The sequence below is a fragment of the Streptomyces olivochromogenes genome (assembly GCF_001514115.1).
In the GTDB taxonomy this organism is placed as follows: Bacteria; Actinomycetota; Actinomycetes; order Streptomycetales; family Streptomycetaceae; genus Streptomyces; species Streptomyces olivochromogenes.
In genome coordinates, this window is record NZ_KQ948462.1 from 1 (window position 1) to 17,636 (window position 17,636).

Here is a 17,636-nt window from a genome sequence, read left to right on the forward strand (position 1 = left end):
TCATATTAAAAGAGCTGGTCCCCGAACTTCGGTTCGGGGACCAGCTCTTTTTTGTTGTCCGACACTTTGCGTTCACTTTGCGCGACAAGCATCCGCGGCATGGGTACTGCTGCAATGCTCAGGGCCGCGGGCGTCGGAGTCGGCGACGAGGTCATCGTGCCGGCGTTCGGGAACATCGAGGTCGCGGAGGCCGTGACCCAGGTCGGTGCGTCGGCCGTCTTCGCCGACATACACCCGGTGACGTACTGCCTTGACGCCGGCGCTGTCGAGGCGGCCGTGACCCCGCGGTCGACCGCTGTCGTCGTCGTACACCGCTTCGGTCGGTCGGCCGACATGGTGCGCCTGCGGGACGTCGGGCAGCGACACGGGCTCCTGGTGCTGGAACTGGGCGAGTCCGAGGCGCCGTACGACGAGATCGCGCAGCGCAGGGAGCGGGCCGCCTATCTCGACGGGCGGCTGAGCGGAGTGCGTACGCCGGACGGCGGTGACGGGCACACGTACCAGCAGTACGTCGTGCGCGTGCCCGGCAATGGCCGGCCGGACCGGGACGCCTTCGCACGGGCCGTACGGGCCAAGGGGGTTGAGTGCCGGGTGCCGGTGAAGACGCCTGTGCACCGGCTGCCCGGGTTCCGTCGGGACGTGCACCTCCCGGAGACGGAGCGGGCCGCCGACGAGACCCTCGCGCTGCCCGTGGACGCGTCGTTGACGAAGCGGGAGATGCAGCGGATCGTCTCCGCGTGCAATGCGCTCGGGGGATTGCTGCAGCCCGCCTTCTGATCCGACGGGACTGGTTGGGAGCACGCTCGTGTTCGGGGTATGATCTATTTCGTTGCCGCGAGGGAAACCTCGAAAAGGCGACTGGCCCCCCTAGCTCAGTCGGCAGAGCGTCTCCATGGTAAGGAGAAGGTCAACGGTTCGATTCCGTTGGGGGGCTCCAGAAGAAGAGGCCTCCACCCTTACGGGTGGGGGCCTTTCTCATGCCCTGGAGTGAACTGGAGGCGACTGCGGGGAGCTGTGCTCCCCGGAGCCGAGTCCGGTCTCAGTCCCGCTGAAGGCCTGGCACCCGCATCGCCAGAATCGCCATGTCGTCGGACGGGGCGTCGGAGGCGAAGCGCTCGACCGCGCGCATGATGCGGGCGGCCACCGCGCCCGCCGTGAGGCCCGTACACGTGGTGAGGACGTCCGTGAGGCCGTCGTCGCCCAACATGCGGGTGCCCTCACGACGTTCGGTGACGCCGTCCGTCACACACAGCAGCACGTCGCCCGGGTCGAGGGTGATGGTCTGCTCGTACAGCTCCAGGTCCTCCATGACACCGAGGAGGGGCTGCGGTTCGGCGGCCGCCTCCACGGTGCCGTCCTGGCGCAGACGGAGCGGGAGCGGGTGGCCCGCGCAGACCACCTTCAGCATGGCGCTGCCGTCCTCCTGGGGCCACAACTCGCCGTACAGCAGGGTCAGGAAGCGGCTGCGGGCGCCCTCGTCCAGGATCGCGGAGTTCAGGCGCTCCAGGACCGCCGGGCCACCGAAGCCCTCGCGGGCCAGGAGGCGCAGGGCGTGCCGGGCGAGGCCCGTGACCGCCGCCGCCTCCGGGCCCGTACCGCAGACATCGCCGATGGCGAAGCCGTAGACGCCGTCACGGATCGGGAAGAGGTCGTAGAAGTCGCCGCCGACCTCGTTGCCCTCGCCGGCCGCGCGGTAGATGACCTCGACCTCGACGCCGTCGATGTGCGGGAGGTCGGGCGGCAGGAGGCTGCGCTGGAGGGACTGGCTGATGGCCGTGCGCTCCGAGTACAGGCGGGCGTTGTCGAGGGCCAGGGCGGCCCTGCGGGACAGGTCCTCGGCCAGTTCCAGGATTTCCTGGCGGAAGTGTTCGTCGGACGGCTTGCCGAGTGTCAGCATGCCGATGACGCGGTTGCGGGCGACCAGGGGCAGGACGACGGTCTCGCCGCCGACCGCCGCGGCCGTCGCCAGGGTCGTACCGATGCCGGAGGTGACCGAGGCGGGCGCGCCCAGGCCCAGGCTGCGCATGGACGTACGCAGGGCCGCCTGGTGGGCCGCCTCGCCCGGGGCCGCCCAGACGCGGGCGCCTGGGGTGGGGACCGGGTCCGGCGGGGCGATCTTCGAGAGCAGGGCCTTGAGACCGTCGATGCGTTCCTCGTCCTCGTGCAGGACGTACGAGAGGTACGGGTCCGAGGCCTGGTCAGCGATCGTGTAGACCGCGCACCAGGTGGCGAGGGTCGGGACCGTCATCTGGGCCATGAGGGCGAGGGTCTGGTCGCGGTCCAGGGTGCCGGCGAGGAGGTCGGAGGCCTCGACGAGGAAGCTCAGCGAGCCGCGGCGCAGGCGTTCCAGCTCGCCCAGGCGGGCCGATTCCACCGCGAGCGCGATGCGGTCGGCGGCGAACTGGAGGCGCAGCGCCTCCTCGTTGGAGTAGCGGGCGGGTCCCTCGGCCGCGACACCGAGGGAGCCGGTGAGGCGGCCCTCGACCTTCAGCGGGACCGTGACGACCGAGCGCATGCCGGTGCCGGCCAGCAGCGGTACGGCGCCGGGGACGACCGTCAGGTCCTCGTGGACGGCGGGCATTCGGGCCGAGCCGTAGCGGCCGGGGCCCGCCTCTACGGGGACGCGCGCGAAGCGCTGGCGGGCGGAGGGCAGGCCCGTCGAGGCCCGTACCTCCAACTCCGTCTCGTCGTCGGTCGCAAGGAGCAGGAAGGCGGAGTCTCCGTCGAGCATGTCGCGGGCGCGCTCCACCGTGCGCTGGAGGAGGCCGTCGAGGTCGTCCGGGGCGGGGGAGCCGATGAAGACCTCGAAGGGGTCCGTGGCCTGGCCCTCGGAGCTGGTCGTCGTGTCGGTGGCCGACGCCCGCAGCGGGGTCTGCAGGACGGCGCGTTCGTGGTCGCGTACGAGGAGGCAGACCGTGGAGGGTTCGCCGCCGGTGTCGCGGACGCGGAGGTGGGAGGCGTAGACCGGGGTCACGCGGCCGCTCGCGCCCCGGAGCCCGTAGGTGCCCTCCCAGCGCGAGAGTTGGAGGGCCTCGACGATGCCGGTGCTGGTGCCCGGGGTGTGCGGCCAGGCCGCGAGGTCGGTGAGGGGCTTGCCGATGACCTGCTCGGCGGCGTACCCGAAGAGGTCCTCCGCGTCCTCGTTCCAGGCCGAGATGGCGCCGACGCGGTCGATCTGGATCACCGCGACGCGGACGCGGCCGTCGGCGAGCGGAAGGAGGTCGGCGGGGAGGGCGGGGCCCGCGGTGCGGGTGCCGACCGGGCGATCGGGGAGGTCGAGATGGAACCAGACCTGCTTGTGCGTGGGGGAGTAGTCGACGCCCCAGCGGCCGGCCAGGGCGGCGCACAACTGGAGTCCGCGTCCGCCCTCGCGGTCGGGGCTGCCCATGTTCACAGCCGTCGCCTGGAGTGGAATCTCACGTTCCGGGTAGCGGTCCGCCACCTCGATGCGTACGCCTTCGTCGCTGCGCAGACACAGGACGTCCGCGGAGGTGCCCGCATGCACGACAGCGTTGGTGACGAGTTCGCTGGTCAGGACCACCGCGTCGTCGACGATGTCGGCGAAGCCCCAGCCCTGGAGGGTGTCACGGACGAAGGATCTGGCGGTCGCGACCGATCGCCCGACGGGATCGAAACTGGCGGCCGCGCGCGCGGTGATCACAGCACTCCTTGTCCGGTTGTCGGCGTGCGGGATTCCGTGGCCGACCCGCTCCTGCTGGGGCAGTGCCTGGTTCCCCGTCGGCCGAGGATCCTGGGGCTGTCCCCCAGGATGCAGTCCGGTGGTCATGGTGCGGTGCCCCTCCGATGCCTGCCCGCTCGTTCTTCTGCCACCGCCCAGGCCGGACAAACCGGTGTGGCTGGACAGCCGCATGCCAGGTTACTTACCTTCGCCGTCCATGCGGATGCCGGTCACCAGTGTTTCCGTCGGGAGAGGGGCAGAGTTTCCGTTCGGACAGGTGCCTGTGTTTCCGTCCTGACGAGGCTGTGCCCGCCTCCGGGCGGTGTGCGGACGATGTGCGAAGCTGCCGAACTGTTATGGCCTGGTTCAGCCGGGGTGAAACACTGGGCAAGCTCCAGTGAGAAGGTCGGACAGGCCGAGTGCCTGCCGGTTCGCCGAGCAAGTAGTACCTGAGCACGAGCAGTAGTACCCGAGCAAGCAGTACCCGAGTACGCCGAGCAGTAATGGTCGACCCTTGCGGGAGGGACACAGTGGAGTCTGGCGCAGCGACGCGGGGCGGTAAGACGCGCGCGGAAGACGGACAGTCCCTGAACAACCGGCGCACACCACGCAATGGCACCACCGAGGTGGATACGGCTGCCCTGAACAGGCTGCTGACGGCGCTGGTGTCGATGCGGGACGGCAATTTCCGCAAGCGCCTCACGGTCTCCGGTGACGGCGTGATGTCGGAGATCGCGGCTGTCTTCAACGAGGTGGCGGACCGGAATCTGCATCTGACGGGTGAGCTGTCGCGGGTGCGGCGGGTGGTCGGGCGTGAGGGAAAGCTCACGGAGCGGCTGGAGTCGGGCGCCTGTGAGGGGTCCTGGGGTGCCGCGATCGACGCGTCGAACGCGCTCGTCGACGACCTCGTACGGCCGGTCTCCGAGGTCGGCCGGGTGCTGTCCGCGGTGGCGGAGGGCGATCTGTCGCCGCGTATGGAGCTGCGCGCGCAGGCGGCGGACGGCAACGGGCATCCGCTGCGCGGGGAGTTCCTGAAGGTCGGACGGACGGTCAACAACCTGGTCGACCAGCTGTCGACGTTCACCGACGAGGTCACGCGGGTGGCCAGTGAGGTGGGCACCGAGGGCAAGCTGGGCGGGCAGGCCCGGGTGCGCGGAATGTCCGGTTCGTGGAAGGACCTCACGGATTCGGTCAACACCATGGCGTACCGGCTGACGGCTCAGGTACGTGACATCGCTCTCGTGACGACGGCGGTCGCGAAGGGCGACTTGTCCCGGAAGGTCACGGTTCATGTGGCCGGCGAGATGCTGGAGCTGAAGAACACCGTCAACACGATGGTGGACCAGCTGTCGTCGTTCTCCTCCGAGGTGACGCGCGTCGCCCGCGAGGTGGGCACCGAGGGCGAGCTCGGCGGCCAGGCGCAGGTGCCCGGTGTGGCCGGTGTGTGGAAGGACCTCACCGATTCGGTGAACCTGATGGCCGGCAACCTCACGGCCCAGGTGCGCGGGATCGCGCAGGTGACGACGGCGGTCGCGAGCGGTGACCTGTCGCAGAAGGTGACCGTTTCCGCGCGCGGCGAGGTCGCGCAGCTCGCCGAGACGATCAACCAGATGACCGAGACGCTGCGGACGTTCGCGGACGAGGTCACGCGTGTGGCCAACGAGGTCGGTGGCGAGGGGCGGCTCGGCGGTCAGGCGAACGTGCCGGGCGCGGCGGGGACGTGGAAGGACCTGACGGACTCCGTCAACACGGTCTTCCGCAACCTCACGACCCAGGTGCGGGACATCGCCGCGGTGACGACGGCGGTGGCCAACGGTGACCTGTCGCAGAAGGTCACCGTCGACGTGGCCGGCGAGATGCTGGAGCTGAAGAACACCGTCAACACGATGGTCGACCAGCTGTCGTCGTTCGGTGTCGAGGTCACGCGCGTGGCGCGCGAGGTCGGTGTCGAGGGTGAACTGGGCGGCCAGGCGCAGGTGCCGGGCGTGGCCGGTACGTGGAAGGACCTCACCGACTCCGTCAACACGGCGTTCCGGAACCTGACGGGTCAGGTCCGCAACATCGCGCAGGTGACGACGGCGGTCGCGAACGGTGACCTGTCTCAGAAGGTGACGGTCGACGTCTCCGGAGAGATGCTCCAGCTGAAGAACACCGTCAACACGATGGTCGACCAGCTGTCCTCGTTCGCCGACCAGGTGACGCGGATGGCCCGGGACGTGGGCACGGAGGGCCGCCTCGGCGGTCAGGCCCGCGTGGACGGCGTGTCCGGTACGTGGAAGGAACTCACCGACTCCGTCAACTTCATGGCGGGGAATCTGACCTCGCAGGTACGGCAGATCGCCCAGGTCACCACGGCGGTGGCGCGGGGTGACCTGTCGCAGAAGATCGACGTGGACGCGCGCGGCGAGATCCTGGAGCTGAAGAACACCATCAACACGATGGTGGACCAGCTCTCCGCCTTCGCGGACCAGGTGACGCGGGTGGCCCGTGAGGTGGGTACGGAGGGCCGCCTGGGCGGTCAGGCGCAGGTGCCCGGCGTCGCCGGTGTGTGGCGCGACCTGACGGACTCCGTGAACGGCATGGCGGGCAACCTCACCGCTCAGGTGCGCAACATCGCGCAGGTCGCGACCGCGGTGGCCCGGGGTGACCTGTCGCAGAAGATCGACGTGGACGCGCGCGGCGAGATCCTGGAGCTGAAGAACACCCTCAACACGATGGTGGACCAGCTCTCGAACTTCGCCGAGCAGGTGACGCGGGTGGCCCGCGAGGTGGGCACGGAGGGCATGCTCGGCGGGCAGGCCGAGGTGCAGGGCGTCTCCGGTACCTGGAAGGACCTCACGCAGTCCGTGAACTTCATGGCGAACAACCTGACCATCCAGGTCCGTAACATCGCCGAGGTCACGACGGCGGTCGCCATGGGCGACCTGTCGAAGAAGATCACCGTCGACGCCAAGGGCGAGATCCTCGAACTCGTCACCACCGTGAACACGATGGTGGACCAGCTGTCGTCCTTCGCCGAGCAGGTGACCCGGGTGGCCCGCGAGGTGGGCACCGAGGGCATTCTGGGCGGTCAGGCGCACGCGTCGGGCGTCACGGGCATCTGGAAGGACCTCACCGACAACGTCAACCTGATGGCCAACAACCTGACCGTTCAGGTGCGCAACATCTCCCAGGTCGCCGCGGCCGTCGCCAACGGCGATCTGACCCGTACGGTGACGATCGAGGCGCGCGGCGAGGTCGCGCAGCTCGCCGACACCTTCAACACCATGGTGAAGACGCTGAGTTCGTTCGCCGACCAGGTCACCAAGGTGGCCCGCGAGGTGGGTACGGACGGCATCCTCGGCGGGCAGGCGCACGTCCCGGGTGTCGCCGGTACGTGGAAGGACCTCACCGAGTCCGTGAACGGGATGGCGTCCAACCTGACCGGCCAGGTGCGCAACATCGCCATGGTGACGACGGCCATCGCCAAGGGCGACCTCACCAAGAAGATCGACATCGATGCGCGCGGCGAGATCCTGGAGCTGAAGACCACCATCAACACGATGGTCGACCAGTTGTCGTCCTTCGCCGAGGAGGTCACCCGAGTCGCCCGCGAGGTGGGTACCGAGGGGCAACTGGGCGGCCAGGCACGCGTGCGTGACGTCGACGGGACCTGGCGCGACCTCACCGAGTCGGTGAACGAGATGGCCGGGAACCTGACCCGGCAGGTGCGTGCCATCGCGCGCGTGGCGACCGCGGTGACCCGCGGCGACCTGAACCTGAAGATCGACGTGGACGCCTCGGGCGAGATCCAGGAACTTCAGGACTACATCAACAAGATGATCGCCAACCTGCGCGACACCACCATCGCCAACAAGGAGCAGGACTGGCTCAAGGGCAACCTCGCCCGTATCTCCGCGCTGATGCAGGGGCGCCGCGACCTCGACGACGTGGCCTCGCTGATCATGAGTGAGCTGACGCCGGTGGTCTCGGCGCAGCACGGTGCGTTCTTCCTCTCCATGCCGCTGGTCGACGGCAAGGAGGCGGGCAACGACGAGGACGCGTACGAGCTGCGCATGCTCGGCTCGTACGGCTACTCGATGGGCTCCATGCCGACGTCGTTCCGGCCCGGTGAGGCGCTGATCGGGACGGCCGCCCAGGAGAAGCGCACGATCCTGGTGGAGAACGCGCCGAGCGGCTACCTGAAGATCTCGTCCGGGCTGGGCGAGGCGCCCCCGGCGCAGGTGATCGTGCTTCCGGTGCTCTTCGAGGGGACCGTCCTGGGTGTGATCGAGCTGGCGTCCTTCACGCCGTTCACGCAGATCCAGAAGGACTTCCTGAACCAGATCGCCGAGATGATCGCGACGAGCGTCAACACGATCTCCGTCAACACCAAGACGGAGGTGCTGCTGAAGCAGTCGCAGGAGCTGACCGAGCAACTCCAGGAGCGGTCGGCCGAGTTGGAGAGCCGCCAGAAGGCACTCCAGGAGTCCAACGCCCAGCTGGAGGAGAAGGCGGAACAGCTCGCCCAGCAGAACCGCGACATCGAGGTCAAGAACACCGAGATCGAGGAGGCGCGGCAGGTCCTGGAGGAGCGTGCCGAGCAGCTCGCGGTCTCCATGCGCTACAAGAGCGAGTTCCTGGCGAACATGTCGCACGAGCTGCGGACGCCGCTCAACTCCCTTCTGATCCTCGCGAAGTTGCTCGCCGACAACGCCGAGTCGAACCTGACGCCCAAGCAGGTCGAGTTCGCGGAAACGATCCATGGAGCGGGTTCCGACCTGCTTCAGCTGATCAACGACATCCTCGATCTGTCGAAGGTCGAGGCGGGCAAGATGGACGTGTCGCCGACTCGCATCGCGCTGGTCCAACTCGTCGACTACGTAGAGGCCACTTTCCGTCCGCTGACCGCGGAGAAGGGCCTCGACTTCTCCGTCCGGGTGTCGCCGGAACTGCCGGCCACGCTGCACACCGACGAGCAGCGCCTCCTTCAGGTGCTGCGCAACCTGCTCTCCAACGCGGTGAAGTTCACCGACTCCGGAGCGGTCGAATTGGTGATCCGGCCCGCCGGCGCGGATGTCCCGGTGGCGATCCGGGAGCAGCTCCTGGAGGCGGGTTCGCTGCGGGACGCGGACGACGGTCTGATCGCGTTCTCGGTGACCGACACCGGCATCGGGATCGCCGCCAGCAAGATGCGGGTGATTTTCGAGGCCTTCAAGCAGGCGGACGGCACGACGAGCAGGAAGTACGGCGGTACGGGTCTGGGGCTGTCCATCTCGCGGGAGATCGCGCGTCTGCTGGGCGGTGAGATCCACGCCCAGAGCGAGCCGGGACGCGGTTCGACGTTCACGCTGTATTTGCCGCTGCACCCGAGCGAACTGCCCCCGCAGGGCTACGGGCAGCTCGCGCCCGCCCTGGAAGCTGTTGAGTTGCTCGCCTCGGAGGCGGAGCTGTCCGGGGTCGGCATCGAGACGCCGGCCGAGGTGAAGTCGTACCAGGAGACGCAGAACGGGCCCGCCGCGCTCTTCAGGCGGCGCCGCAGGGCGCTGCCCGCGACCGAGCAGCGCCCGGGGCTGCCGGGGCCGAACGGGGTCGCGGGTGCCGCTCAGGAGCAGTGGGCGGCCGGAGGACAGCAGGAGGTGGCGCCGCAGCCGCGCCGAGGCATCCGGTTCGAGGGCGAGAAGGTGCTGATCGTCGACGACGACATCCGCAACGTGTTCGCGCTCACCAGCGTCCTGGAGCAGCACGGCCTGTCGGTGCTGTACGCCGAGAACGGCCGTGAGGGCATCGAGGTGCTGGAGCAGCACGACGACGTGACGGTCGTCCTGATGGACATCATGATGCCCGAGATGGACGGCTACGCCACGACGACGGCGATTCGCCGGATGCCGCAGTTCGCCGGGCTGCCGATCATCGCGCTCACGGCGAAGGCGATGAAGGGCGACCGGGAGAAGGCCATCGAGTCCGGCGCGTCCGACTACGTCACCAAGCCGGTCGATCCCGACCATCTGCTCTCCGTGATGGAGCAGTGGATGCGCGAGGAGTGAGCGGGATGGGTGTCGCCGGGTGGTGTCGGCGGCCGGGAAGCCGGGCTGTGCGCGCCGAGTCGGCGGCGCGGGGCGCCCGACGTCGTATAACTGACGGTGGCCGAAGCCGTGTAGAAGTGCGGGATTCGGGGAACCTTCTGGTCTCCCGCTACGTTTCTGCTACGTGCACAGTGACATCGCGGTGACAGGGTGTGGCGACAGGCGGGGTGCGGCTACCATGACCGGCACAAGGACGGGCGACGCAAGGGAGTCGTCCTCTGGGGCGGCGCCCGGTGCACTGCCGGGGCGAGGAGGGCGGGCCATGGTGCAGAAGGCCAAGATCCTTCTGGTCGATGACCGGCCGGAGAATCTGCTGGCGCTGGAGGCGATCCTCTCCGCGCTCGATCAGACACTGGTACGGGCATCGTCCGGAGAGGAAGCGCTCAAAGCGCTGCTGACCGACGACTTCGCGGTCATTCTGCTGGACGTCCAGATGCCTGGAATGGACGGTTTCGAAACCGCGGCGCACATCAAGCGGCGAGAGCGGACCCGGGACATCCCGATCATCTTTCTCACGGCGATCAACCACGGCCCGCACCACACCTTCCGGGGGTACGCGGCGGGTGCGGTGGACTACATCTCCAAGCCGTTCGACCCATGGGTGCTGCGTGCGAAGGTCTCGGTCTTCGTCGAGCTCTACATGAAGAACTGCCAACTGCGCGAGCAGGCCGCGCTGCTGCGGCTGCAGCTGGAGGGCGGCGGCAAGACGGCTCTCGGCTCGGCCAAGGAGCCGGCCGGTCTCCTCGCCGAACTCTCCGCGCGGCTCGCGGCCGTTGAGGAGCAGGCCGAGGCGCTGTCCAAACAGCTCGACGACGACTCGGCGGACGCGGCGGCGGTGGCGACCGCGGCCCATCTCGAACGCAAACTCACGGGACTGCGCCGGGCGCTGGACGCGTTGGAGCCGGGCACGGGAAGCGGCGCACCGTCGGTGCCGTCGCAGAACTGACCTCCGAGGAGGCCGTCGTTCGCGGTGAGCGCGCGTCAGTTCTGGTCCCTGGTGCGGGCGACACGAACGGGTGAAGCAGTAGGCACACGTGTCCGCTGTCGTCTCCACCGGTAACCTCACACTCATGGCCTCACGTCAGTCCGCAGCCAAGAAGCCGCCCGCGAAGAAGGCGGCCGCTCCGACGAAGGCTCCGGCGAAGAAGGCCCCCGCGAAAAAGGCAGCCGCCAAGAAGGCGCCCGCCAAGAAGGTCGCGGCGAAGAAGGCCCCACCCGCGTCGGCGCCCAACCCCACCGCGGGCGTGTACAAGCTCGTACGCGCCGTGTGGCTGGGCCTCGCGCACGCCGTCGGTGCGATGTTCCGCGGCATAGGACGGGGCGCGAAGGGGCTCGACCCGGCGCATCGCAAGGACGGGCTCGCGCTGCTGCTGATCGGGATCGCGCTGATCGTCGCGGCGGGCACGTGGTCCAACCTGCACGGTCCCGTCGGCGACCTCGTCGAGATGCTGGTGACGGGTGCCTTCGGCCGCCTCGACCTGCTGGTGCCGATACTGCTCGCGGTCATCGCCGCCCGCTTCATCCTGCATCCCGAGAAGCCGGAGGCCAACGGGCGCATCGTGATCGGCCTGTCCGCGCTCGTCATCGGCGTGCTCGGCCAGGTCCACATCGCCTGCGGGGCGCCCGCGCGCAGCGAAGGCATGCAGGCGATAAGGGACGCGGGCGGGCTCATCGGCTGGGGGGCGTCGACGCCGCTGACGTACATGATGGGCGACGTCCTCGCGGTGCCGCTGCTCGTGCTGCTCACGATCTTCGGCCTGCTGGTCGTCACGGCGACCCCCGTCAACGCGATCCCGCAGCGGCTGAGGCTGCTCGGGCAGAGGCTGGGCGTCGTCCAGGCCGACCCCGAAGAGGACGCCTTCGGCGAGGACGACGAGCGCTACGACGAGCAGTGGCGTGAGGCGCTTCCCGCCCGCTCCCGGCGGCGTTCACGCGCCCCTGAGGGATACGACGCGGAGAGCGCCGAGGAGGAGGCGCTCACCAAGCGCCGCGGCCGTCCCCGACGGCCCGGTGCGCAGCAGCCCGACATGAACCGGCCCATGGACGCGGTGGACGTCGCCGCGGCCGCCGCCGCCGCGCTCGACGGCGCCGTGCTGCACGGGATGCCGCCCTCCCCGCTGGTCGCCGATCTGACGCAGGGCGTCACGGCGGAGCGTGACGGCTACGAGGAGACGACCCCGGTGCCGGCCGCGCGCGCCCGGCTCGTCCCGGGCGCCAAGCGGCCCAAGCAGGAGGCCCTGGCCGTCGAGTCCGTCGTGCCCGACCTCACCAAGTCCGCTCCCGACGCGCCCCGTGACCTGCCCCCGCGCGCGGAGCAGCTCCAACTGTCCGGCGACATCACCTACTCCCTGCCGTCGCTCGACCTCCTGGAGCGCGGCGGGCCCGGCAAGACGCGCAGCGCCGCCAATGACGCCGTGGTCGCCTCGCTCCAGAACGTCTTCATGGAGTTCAAGGTCGACGCCGCCGTCACCGGCTTCACGCGTGGTCCGACGGTCACGCGCTACGAGGTCGAGCTCGGCCCCGCCGTGAAGGTCGAGCGGATCACGGCGCTCACCAAGAACATCGCGTACGCCGTCGCGAGCCCCGACGTGCGGATCATCAGTCCGATCCCCGGCAAGTCGGCGGTCGGCATCGAGATTCCCAACACCGACCGCGAGATGGTCAACCTCGGTGACGTGCTGCGCCTCGCGGACGCGGCCGAGGACGACCACCCGATGCTGGTCGCGCTCGGCAAGGACGTCGAGGGCGGCTATGTGATGGCCAACCTGGCGAAGATGCCGCACATGCTCGTCGCCGGAGCCACCGGTTCCGGTAAATCCTCGTGCATTAACTGCCTGATTACGTCCGTCATGGTCCGGGCGACCCCCGAGGACGTCCGGATGGTCCTCGTCGACCCCAAGCGGGTCGAGCTGACCGCGTACGAGGGCATCCCGCACCTGATCACGCCGATCATCACCAACCCGAAGCGGGCCGCCGAGGCGCTGCAGTGGGTCGTACGGGAGATGGATCTGCGCTACGACGACCTCGCGGCGTTCGGCTACCGGCACATCGACGACTTCAACGAGGCCATCAGGAACGGCAAGGTGAAGCTGCCCGAGGGCAGCGAGCGCGAGCTGACGCCGTACCCGTATCTGCTGGTGATCGTCGACGAGCTCGCCGACCTGATGATGGTCGCCCCGCGCGACGTCGAGGACGCGATCGTGCGCATCACGCAGCTCGCGCGTGCGGCCGGCATCCACCTGGTGCTCGCCACCCAGCGGCCGTCCGTGGACGTCGTCACCGGTCTGATCAAGGCGAACGTGCCGTCCCGGCTCGCCTTCGCCACGTCGTCGCTGGCGGACTCGCGCGTCATCCTCGACCAGCCGGGTGCCGAGAAGCTGATCGGCAAGGGCGACGGGCTCTTCCTGCCGATGGGGGCCAACAAGCCCACCCGTATGCAGGGTGCCTTCGTCACCGAGGACGAGGTCGCGGCCATCGTGCAGCACTGCAAGGACCAGATGGCGCCGGTCTTCCGGGACGACGTCACCGTGGGCACCAAGCAGAAGAAGGAGATCGACGAGGACATCGGCGACGACCTCGACCTGCTGTGCGCCGCCGCCGAACTGGTCGTCACCTCGCAGTTCGGGTCCACCTCGATGCTCCAGCGCAAGCTGCGGGTCGGCTTCGCCAAGGCCGGGCGGCTGATGGACCTCATGGAGTCCCGCGGCATCGTCGGGCCCAGCGAGGGCTCCAAGGCGCGCGACGTTCTTGTGAAGGCGGACGAGCTGGATGGAGTGCTCGCCGTGATTCGTGGGGAAGCTGAAGCGTAGAGCTTTTGGCGGAGGAAAACAGGACAGGTCGGTCACCGTACGGGTGAGATCTCGGCGGCGCGGTCATGGCGCGGACGGTTCGCTCCGTGACATGTGGATATTCGAACGTGACTCACCCGTAAGGGAAAGACGGGCAACCGTTTCCCTTCGTCGTACGTCAAGTTGAGCGAGGGGACAGGTCCCTGTCCCAACATCAGGATGACCGGCCATTCTGATGGCGTACAAAGTCCCACCGCCCGGTTGCCCCACCCTTTCTCACCCCCCCTAAACTGAACCTCCAGCACAGGTGGCTACACGCTCGAAAGGCGCCCCCGTGTCCATCGGCAACTTCCCTGACGGCAACTCCCCCGAAGACGAGCGCCCGTTCGAAGAGCATCGCGAAGAAGGCCTCTCGGTCGGTCGTGCCCTGCGGCAGGCCCGCATCGAGGCAGGACTGACCGTTGACGACGTCAGCAACGCCACCCGGGTCCGTATCGCCATCGTGCACGCGATCGAACAGGACGACTTCGCCCCCTGCGGCGGAGACGTGTACGCGCGCGGCCACATCCGGACGCTGGCCCGGGCCGTGCACACCGACCCGGCCCCGCTGCTCGCCCGCTACGACGCCGAACACGGCGGGCGACCCGCGCCCACCCCCGCCGCCCCGATGTTCGAGGCGGAACGTATCCGTCCCGAGCGCCGCGGGCCGAACTGGACCGCCGCCATGGTCGCGGCGATCGTCGCCGTGATCGGCTTCGTCGGGTTCACCGTGGTCAAGGGCAGCGGTGGGAGCGACGCGAAGTCGTCGGTCGCCGAGGGCTCCACACCGACCGCCAGTACGTCCACCACCTCGGCCAGCCCCAAGATCAGCAAGCCCGCCGACCCGAAGCCCGACCCCACCGACAGCGCCATCGCGGCGGCCCCGCAGGACAAGGTGACCGTCCAGGTGAGCGCCCCCGACGGGCGCAGCTGGATCTCCGCCAAGGACCACAACGGCCGGCTGCTCTTCGACGGTCTGCTCAAGCAGGGTGAGTCCAAGACCTTCCAGGACAAGACGAAGATCGACCTCGTCCTCGGCGACGCGGGCGCCATCAAGCTGTACGTGAACGGCAAGAAGATCGACGACCAGTTCCAGCCCGGCCAGGTCGAGCGACTGACGTACACGAAGGGCGACCCCGTCGTCGGATGACTTCGGACGGCCGTGAGGATCGCACCACGGGCTCACGAAGAGGGCGCACAAAGGGCTCACCGCACAGGCGGGTACGGGGTTGGCCAAGATCGGCCAACCCCGTCGACGTGGGCTGTCAGTGAGACAAAGTAGTCTTGAGCCCATGCCTGAACGCCGTACCGTCGCACTCGTCACCCTTGGCTGCGCCCGTAACGAGGTGGACTCGGAGGAGCTCGCAGGCCGCTTGGAGGCGGACGGCTGGCAACTCGTGGAGGACGCCGAAGAAGCGGACGTCGCCGTCGTCAACACCTGTGGCTTCGTCGAAGCCGCCAAGAAGGACTCCGTCGACGCCCTGCTGGAAGCCAATGACCTCAAGGGGCATGGCAGAACCCAGGCCGTCGTGGCGGTGGGCTGCATGGCCGAGCGGTACGGCAAGGAGCTCGCCGAGGCCCTCCCCGAGGCCGACGGCGTGCTCGGCTTCGATGACTACGCGGACATCTCGGACCGCCTCCAGACCATCCTGAACGGCGGCATCCACGCCTCCCACACCCCCCGTGACCGGCGCAAGCTGCTGCCGATCAGCCCCGCCGAGCGGCAGAGCGCGGGCGAGGAGGTGGCCCTTCCCGGCCATGGCGCCCCCTCGGACCTCCCGGAGGGCGTCGCCCCGGTCTCCGGCCCGCGTGCGCCCCTGCGCCGCCGTCTGGACGGCTCCCCGGTGGCCTCGGTGAAGCTCGCCTCCGGCTGCGACCGGCGCTGCTCGTTCTGCGCCATCCCGTCCTTCCGCGGCTCCTTCATCTCGCGCCGCCCCAGCGACGTGCTGAACGAGACCCGCTGGCTGGCCGAGCAGGGCGTCAAGGAGGTCATGCTGGTCTCCGAGAACAACACCTCGTACGGCAAGGACCTGGGCGACATCCGTCTCCTGGAGACGATGCTGCCGGAGCTCGCCGAGATCGACGGCATCGAGCGCGTGCGCGTGAGCTACCTCCAGCCCGCCGAGATGCGCCCCGGGCTCATCGACGTGCTGACCTCCACGCCGAACATCGCGCCCTACTTCGACCTGTCCTTCCAGCACTCCGCGCCCGACGTGCTGCGCGCGATGCGGCGCTTCGGCGACACGGACCGCTTCCTGGAGCTGCTCGACACCATCCGCTCCAAGGCCCCGCAGGCCGGCGTGCGGTCCAACTTCATCGTGGGCTTCCCCGGCGAGACCGAGGCCGACCTCGCGGAGCTGGAGCGCTTCCTCACGGGTGCACGCCTCGACGCCATCGGCGTCTTCGGGTACTCCGACGAGGACGGCACGGAGGCGGCGACGTACGAGAACAAGCTCGACCAGGACGTGGTCGACGAGCGCCTCGCGCGCGTGTCCCGGCTCGCCGAGGAGCTGGTCGCGCAGCGCGCCGAGGAGCGCGTCGGTGAGACCGTCCACGTGCTCGTCGAGTCGGTCGGCTCCGTCGACGGCGAGGAGTGGGGCGCGGTCGGCCGTGCCGCCCACCAGGCGCCCGAGACCGACGGTCAGGTGCAGTTCACGAGCGGCGAAGGTCTGACGGTGGGCCGTATCGTCGAGGCCAAGGTGGTCGGTACGGAAGGTGTCGACCTGGTGGCCGAGCCGCTCCTGGGCTCGCTCCCGTGTACTGAGGAGGCGGCCAGATGACCGGAGCCCCGGCGTCCGCGGCGGGCGGCTCCTCCGGCGCGAACGGCGCGGCGGGCGCTCCCGGCGTTCCCGGGGGCTCCAAGCCGGCGCGGGGCGGGAAGCTGGGCGCTGTGGCCGTCAATCAGGCCAGCCTCTGGAACATCGCGAACATCCTGACCATGATCCGGCTCGTCCTGGTGCCGGGCTTCGTGGCGCTGATGCTGGCCGACGGCGGGTACGACCCCGCGTGGCGTGCCTGGGCGTGGGCGGCCTTCGCCGTCGCCATGATCACCGACATCTTCGACGGGCACCTGGCGCGCACGTACGACCTGGTCACCGACTTCGGGAAGATCGCCGACCCCATCGCCGACAAGGCGATCATGGGCGCGGCGCTGGTCTGCCTGTCCTACCTCGGTGATCTGCCGTGGTGGGTGACGGGAGTGATCCTCGGGCGCGAGCTCGGGATCACCCTGATGCGCTTCCTGGTGATCCGCTACGGGGTCATTCCGGCCAGTCGCGGCGGCAAGCTGAAGACCCTCGCACAGGGCACCGCGGTCGGGATGTACGTGCTGGCGCTGACGGGGCCGCTGGCCACCCTGAGATTCTGGGTGATGGCCGTGGCGGTCGTCCTGACCGTGGTCACCGGGCTCGACTACGTGAGACAGGCCATTGTGCTGCGCAGGAGCGGGATCGCCGAGCGGCAGGCGGCGGCCGAGGAGGCGGAGCGGTGAGTTCTACGGCCGCCGAAGTGCTGCGACTACTCACGGTGAGGGGCGAGACGCTCGCCGTCGCCGAGTCGCTGACCGGTGGTCTGGTGGCGGCGGAGATCACCGCAACGCCCGGGGCCTCCCAGGCCTTCCGCGGCTCCGTGACGGCGTACGCCACCGAACTCAAGCACCAACTGCTGGGTGTCGACGTCACTCTGTTGGCCGAGCGTGGTGCGGTGGATCCGCAGGTCGCGGCCCAGATGGCGGCCGGTGTGCGCAAGGCGCTCGGCGCGGACTGGGGGATCGCGACCACCGGTGTCGCGGGACCCGAACCCCAGGACGGGCAGCCGGTGGGGACGGTTTTCGTGGCCGTCGACGGGCCGTCCCGAGCATCTTTTCATGCTGCCGGCGGCGGGAAAGTGGTACCGCTGCGGTTGAACGGCGACCGGGCGGAAATCCGTATGGAGAGTGTACGGAGCGTACTCGCACTGCTCCTGAAGGAGCTGGCGGGCGAACAGACCGGGAATGAGCGGGCACAGGATACGGAACAGAACGGGGGGTTTTGATGTTTGCAGCCCTGAGTGAACACGACATCGCTC

General features: G+C 69.1%; 9 protein-coding genes and 1 tRNA gene. 9 read left to right on the forward strand and 1 reads right to left on the reverse strand.

The annotated features are described in order from the left end of the window. The first annotated feature begins 114 nt into the window (after positions 1-114). Positions 115-777: a DegT/DnrJ/EryC1/StrS family aminotransferase gene (locus AQJ27_RS29170; RefSeq protein ID WP_067375133.1), complete on the forward strand. Its 663-nt coding sequence runs from the start codon at positions 115-117 to the stop codon at positions 775-777. 84 nt (positions 778-861) lie between these two features. Then, positions 862-937 (forward strand) — tRNA-Thr (locus AQJ27_RS29175). Between the two features lie 102 nt (positions 938-1,039). Here the strand turns inward: AQJ27_RS29175 and AQJ27_RS29180 are convergent. Then, a complete protein-coding gene (locus tag AQJ27_RS29180; protein ID WP_079065337.1) occupies positions 1,040-3,787 on the reverse strand; it encodes a SpoIIE family protein phosphatase in 2,748 nt (915 codons plus the stop codon). 422 nt (positions 3,788-4,209) lie between these two features. Here AQJ27_RS29180 and AQJ27_RS29185 point away from each other — a divergent pair, with 422 nt between their 5' ends. From AQJ27_RS29185 to AQJ27_RS29215, 7 genes are all read left to right on the forward strand, one after another. Next, positions 4,210-9,705, forward strand: coding sequence for a HAMP domain-containing protein (locus AQJ27_RS29185; protein ID WP_096240082.1), 5,496 nt, complete (start codon positions 4,210-4,212; stop codon positions 9,703-9,705). Positions 9,706-10,006: 301 nt separating this feature from the next. Beyond that, complete coding sequence (locus tag AQJ27_RS29190; RefSeq protein ID WP_054228614.1) at positions 10,007-10,690, forward strand: response regulator; 684 nt, start codon at positions 10,007-10,009, stop codon at positions 10,688-10,690. A gap of 124 nt (positions 10,691-10,814) precedes the next feature. Beyond that, positions 10,815-13,553 carry a DNA translocase FtsK gene (locus AQJ27_RS29195; RefSeq protein WP_067375523.1) on the forward strand — a complete coding sequence of 913 codons (2,739 nt, stop codon included), beginning with the start codon at positions 10,815-10,817 and terminating at the stop codon, positions 13,551-13,553. Between the two features lie 313 nt (positions 13,554-13,866). Next, entirely contained in the window at positions 13,867-14,721 is an 855-nt protein-coding gene (locus tag AQJ27_RS29200) for a helix-turn-helix domain-containing protein (protein WP_067375139.1), read from the forward strand. A 142-nt stretch (positions 14,722-14,863) separates the two neighbouring features. Continuing rightward, positions 14,864-16,351, forward strand: a complete 1,488-nt coding sequence (rimO, locus tag AQJ27_RS29205) for a 30S ribosomal protein S12 methylthiotransferase RimO (protein WP_067375141.1) — start codon at positions 14,864-14,866, stop codon at positions 16,349-16,351. Next, positions 16,348-17,061 (forward strand): CDP-diacylglycerol--glycerol-3-phosphate 3-phosphatidyltransferase, encoded by a 714-nt coding sequence (gene pgsA / locus AQJ27_RS29210; RefSeq protein WP_067375143.1) that lies wholly within the window; start codon positions 16,348-16,350, stop codon positions 17,059-17,061. The genes rimO and pgsA overlap by 4 nt, the downstream gene beginning before the upstream one ends. Beyond that, positions 17,058-17,603 carry a CinA family protein gene (locus tag AQJ27_RS29215; RefSeq protein ID WP_067375145.1) on the forward strand — a complete coding sequence of 182 codons (546 nt, stop codon included), beginning with the start codon at positions 17,058-17,060 and terminating at the stop codon, positions 17,601-17,603. The genes pgsA and AQJ27_RS29215 overlap by 4 nt, the downstream gene beginning before the upstream one ends. Positions 17,604-17,636: the final 33 nt, after the last annotated feature.

Excerpts from the sequence above, each read along its gene's own strand:
- AQJ27_RS29180 (WP_079065337.1), bottom strand. The coding sequence starts at position 3,787 with ATGACCACCGGACTGCATCCTGGGGGACAGCCCCAGGATCCTCGGCCG.
- AQJ27_RS29190 (WP_054228614.1), top strand. The coding sequence starts at position 10,007 with ATGGTGCAGAAGGCCAAGATCCTTCTGGTCGATGACCGGCCGGAGAAT.
- AQJ27_RS29170 (WP_067375133.1), top strand. The coding sequence starts at position 115 with ATGCTCAGGGCCGCGGGCGTCGGAGTCGGCGACGAGGTCATCGTGCCG.
- rimO (WP_067375141.1), top strand. The coding sequence starts at position 14,864 with ATGCCTGAACGCCGTACCGTCGCACTCGTCACCCTTGGCTGCGCCCGT.
- pgsA (WP_067375143.1), top strand. The coding sequence starts at position 16,348 with ATGACCGGAGCCCCGGCGTCCGCGGCGGGCGGCTCCTCCGGCGCGAAC.
- AQJ27_RS29195 (WP_067375523.1), top strand. The coding sequence starts at position 10,815 with ATGGCCTCACGTCAGTCCGCAGCCAAGAAGCCGCCCGCGAAGAAGGCG.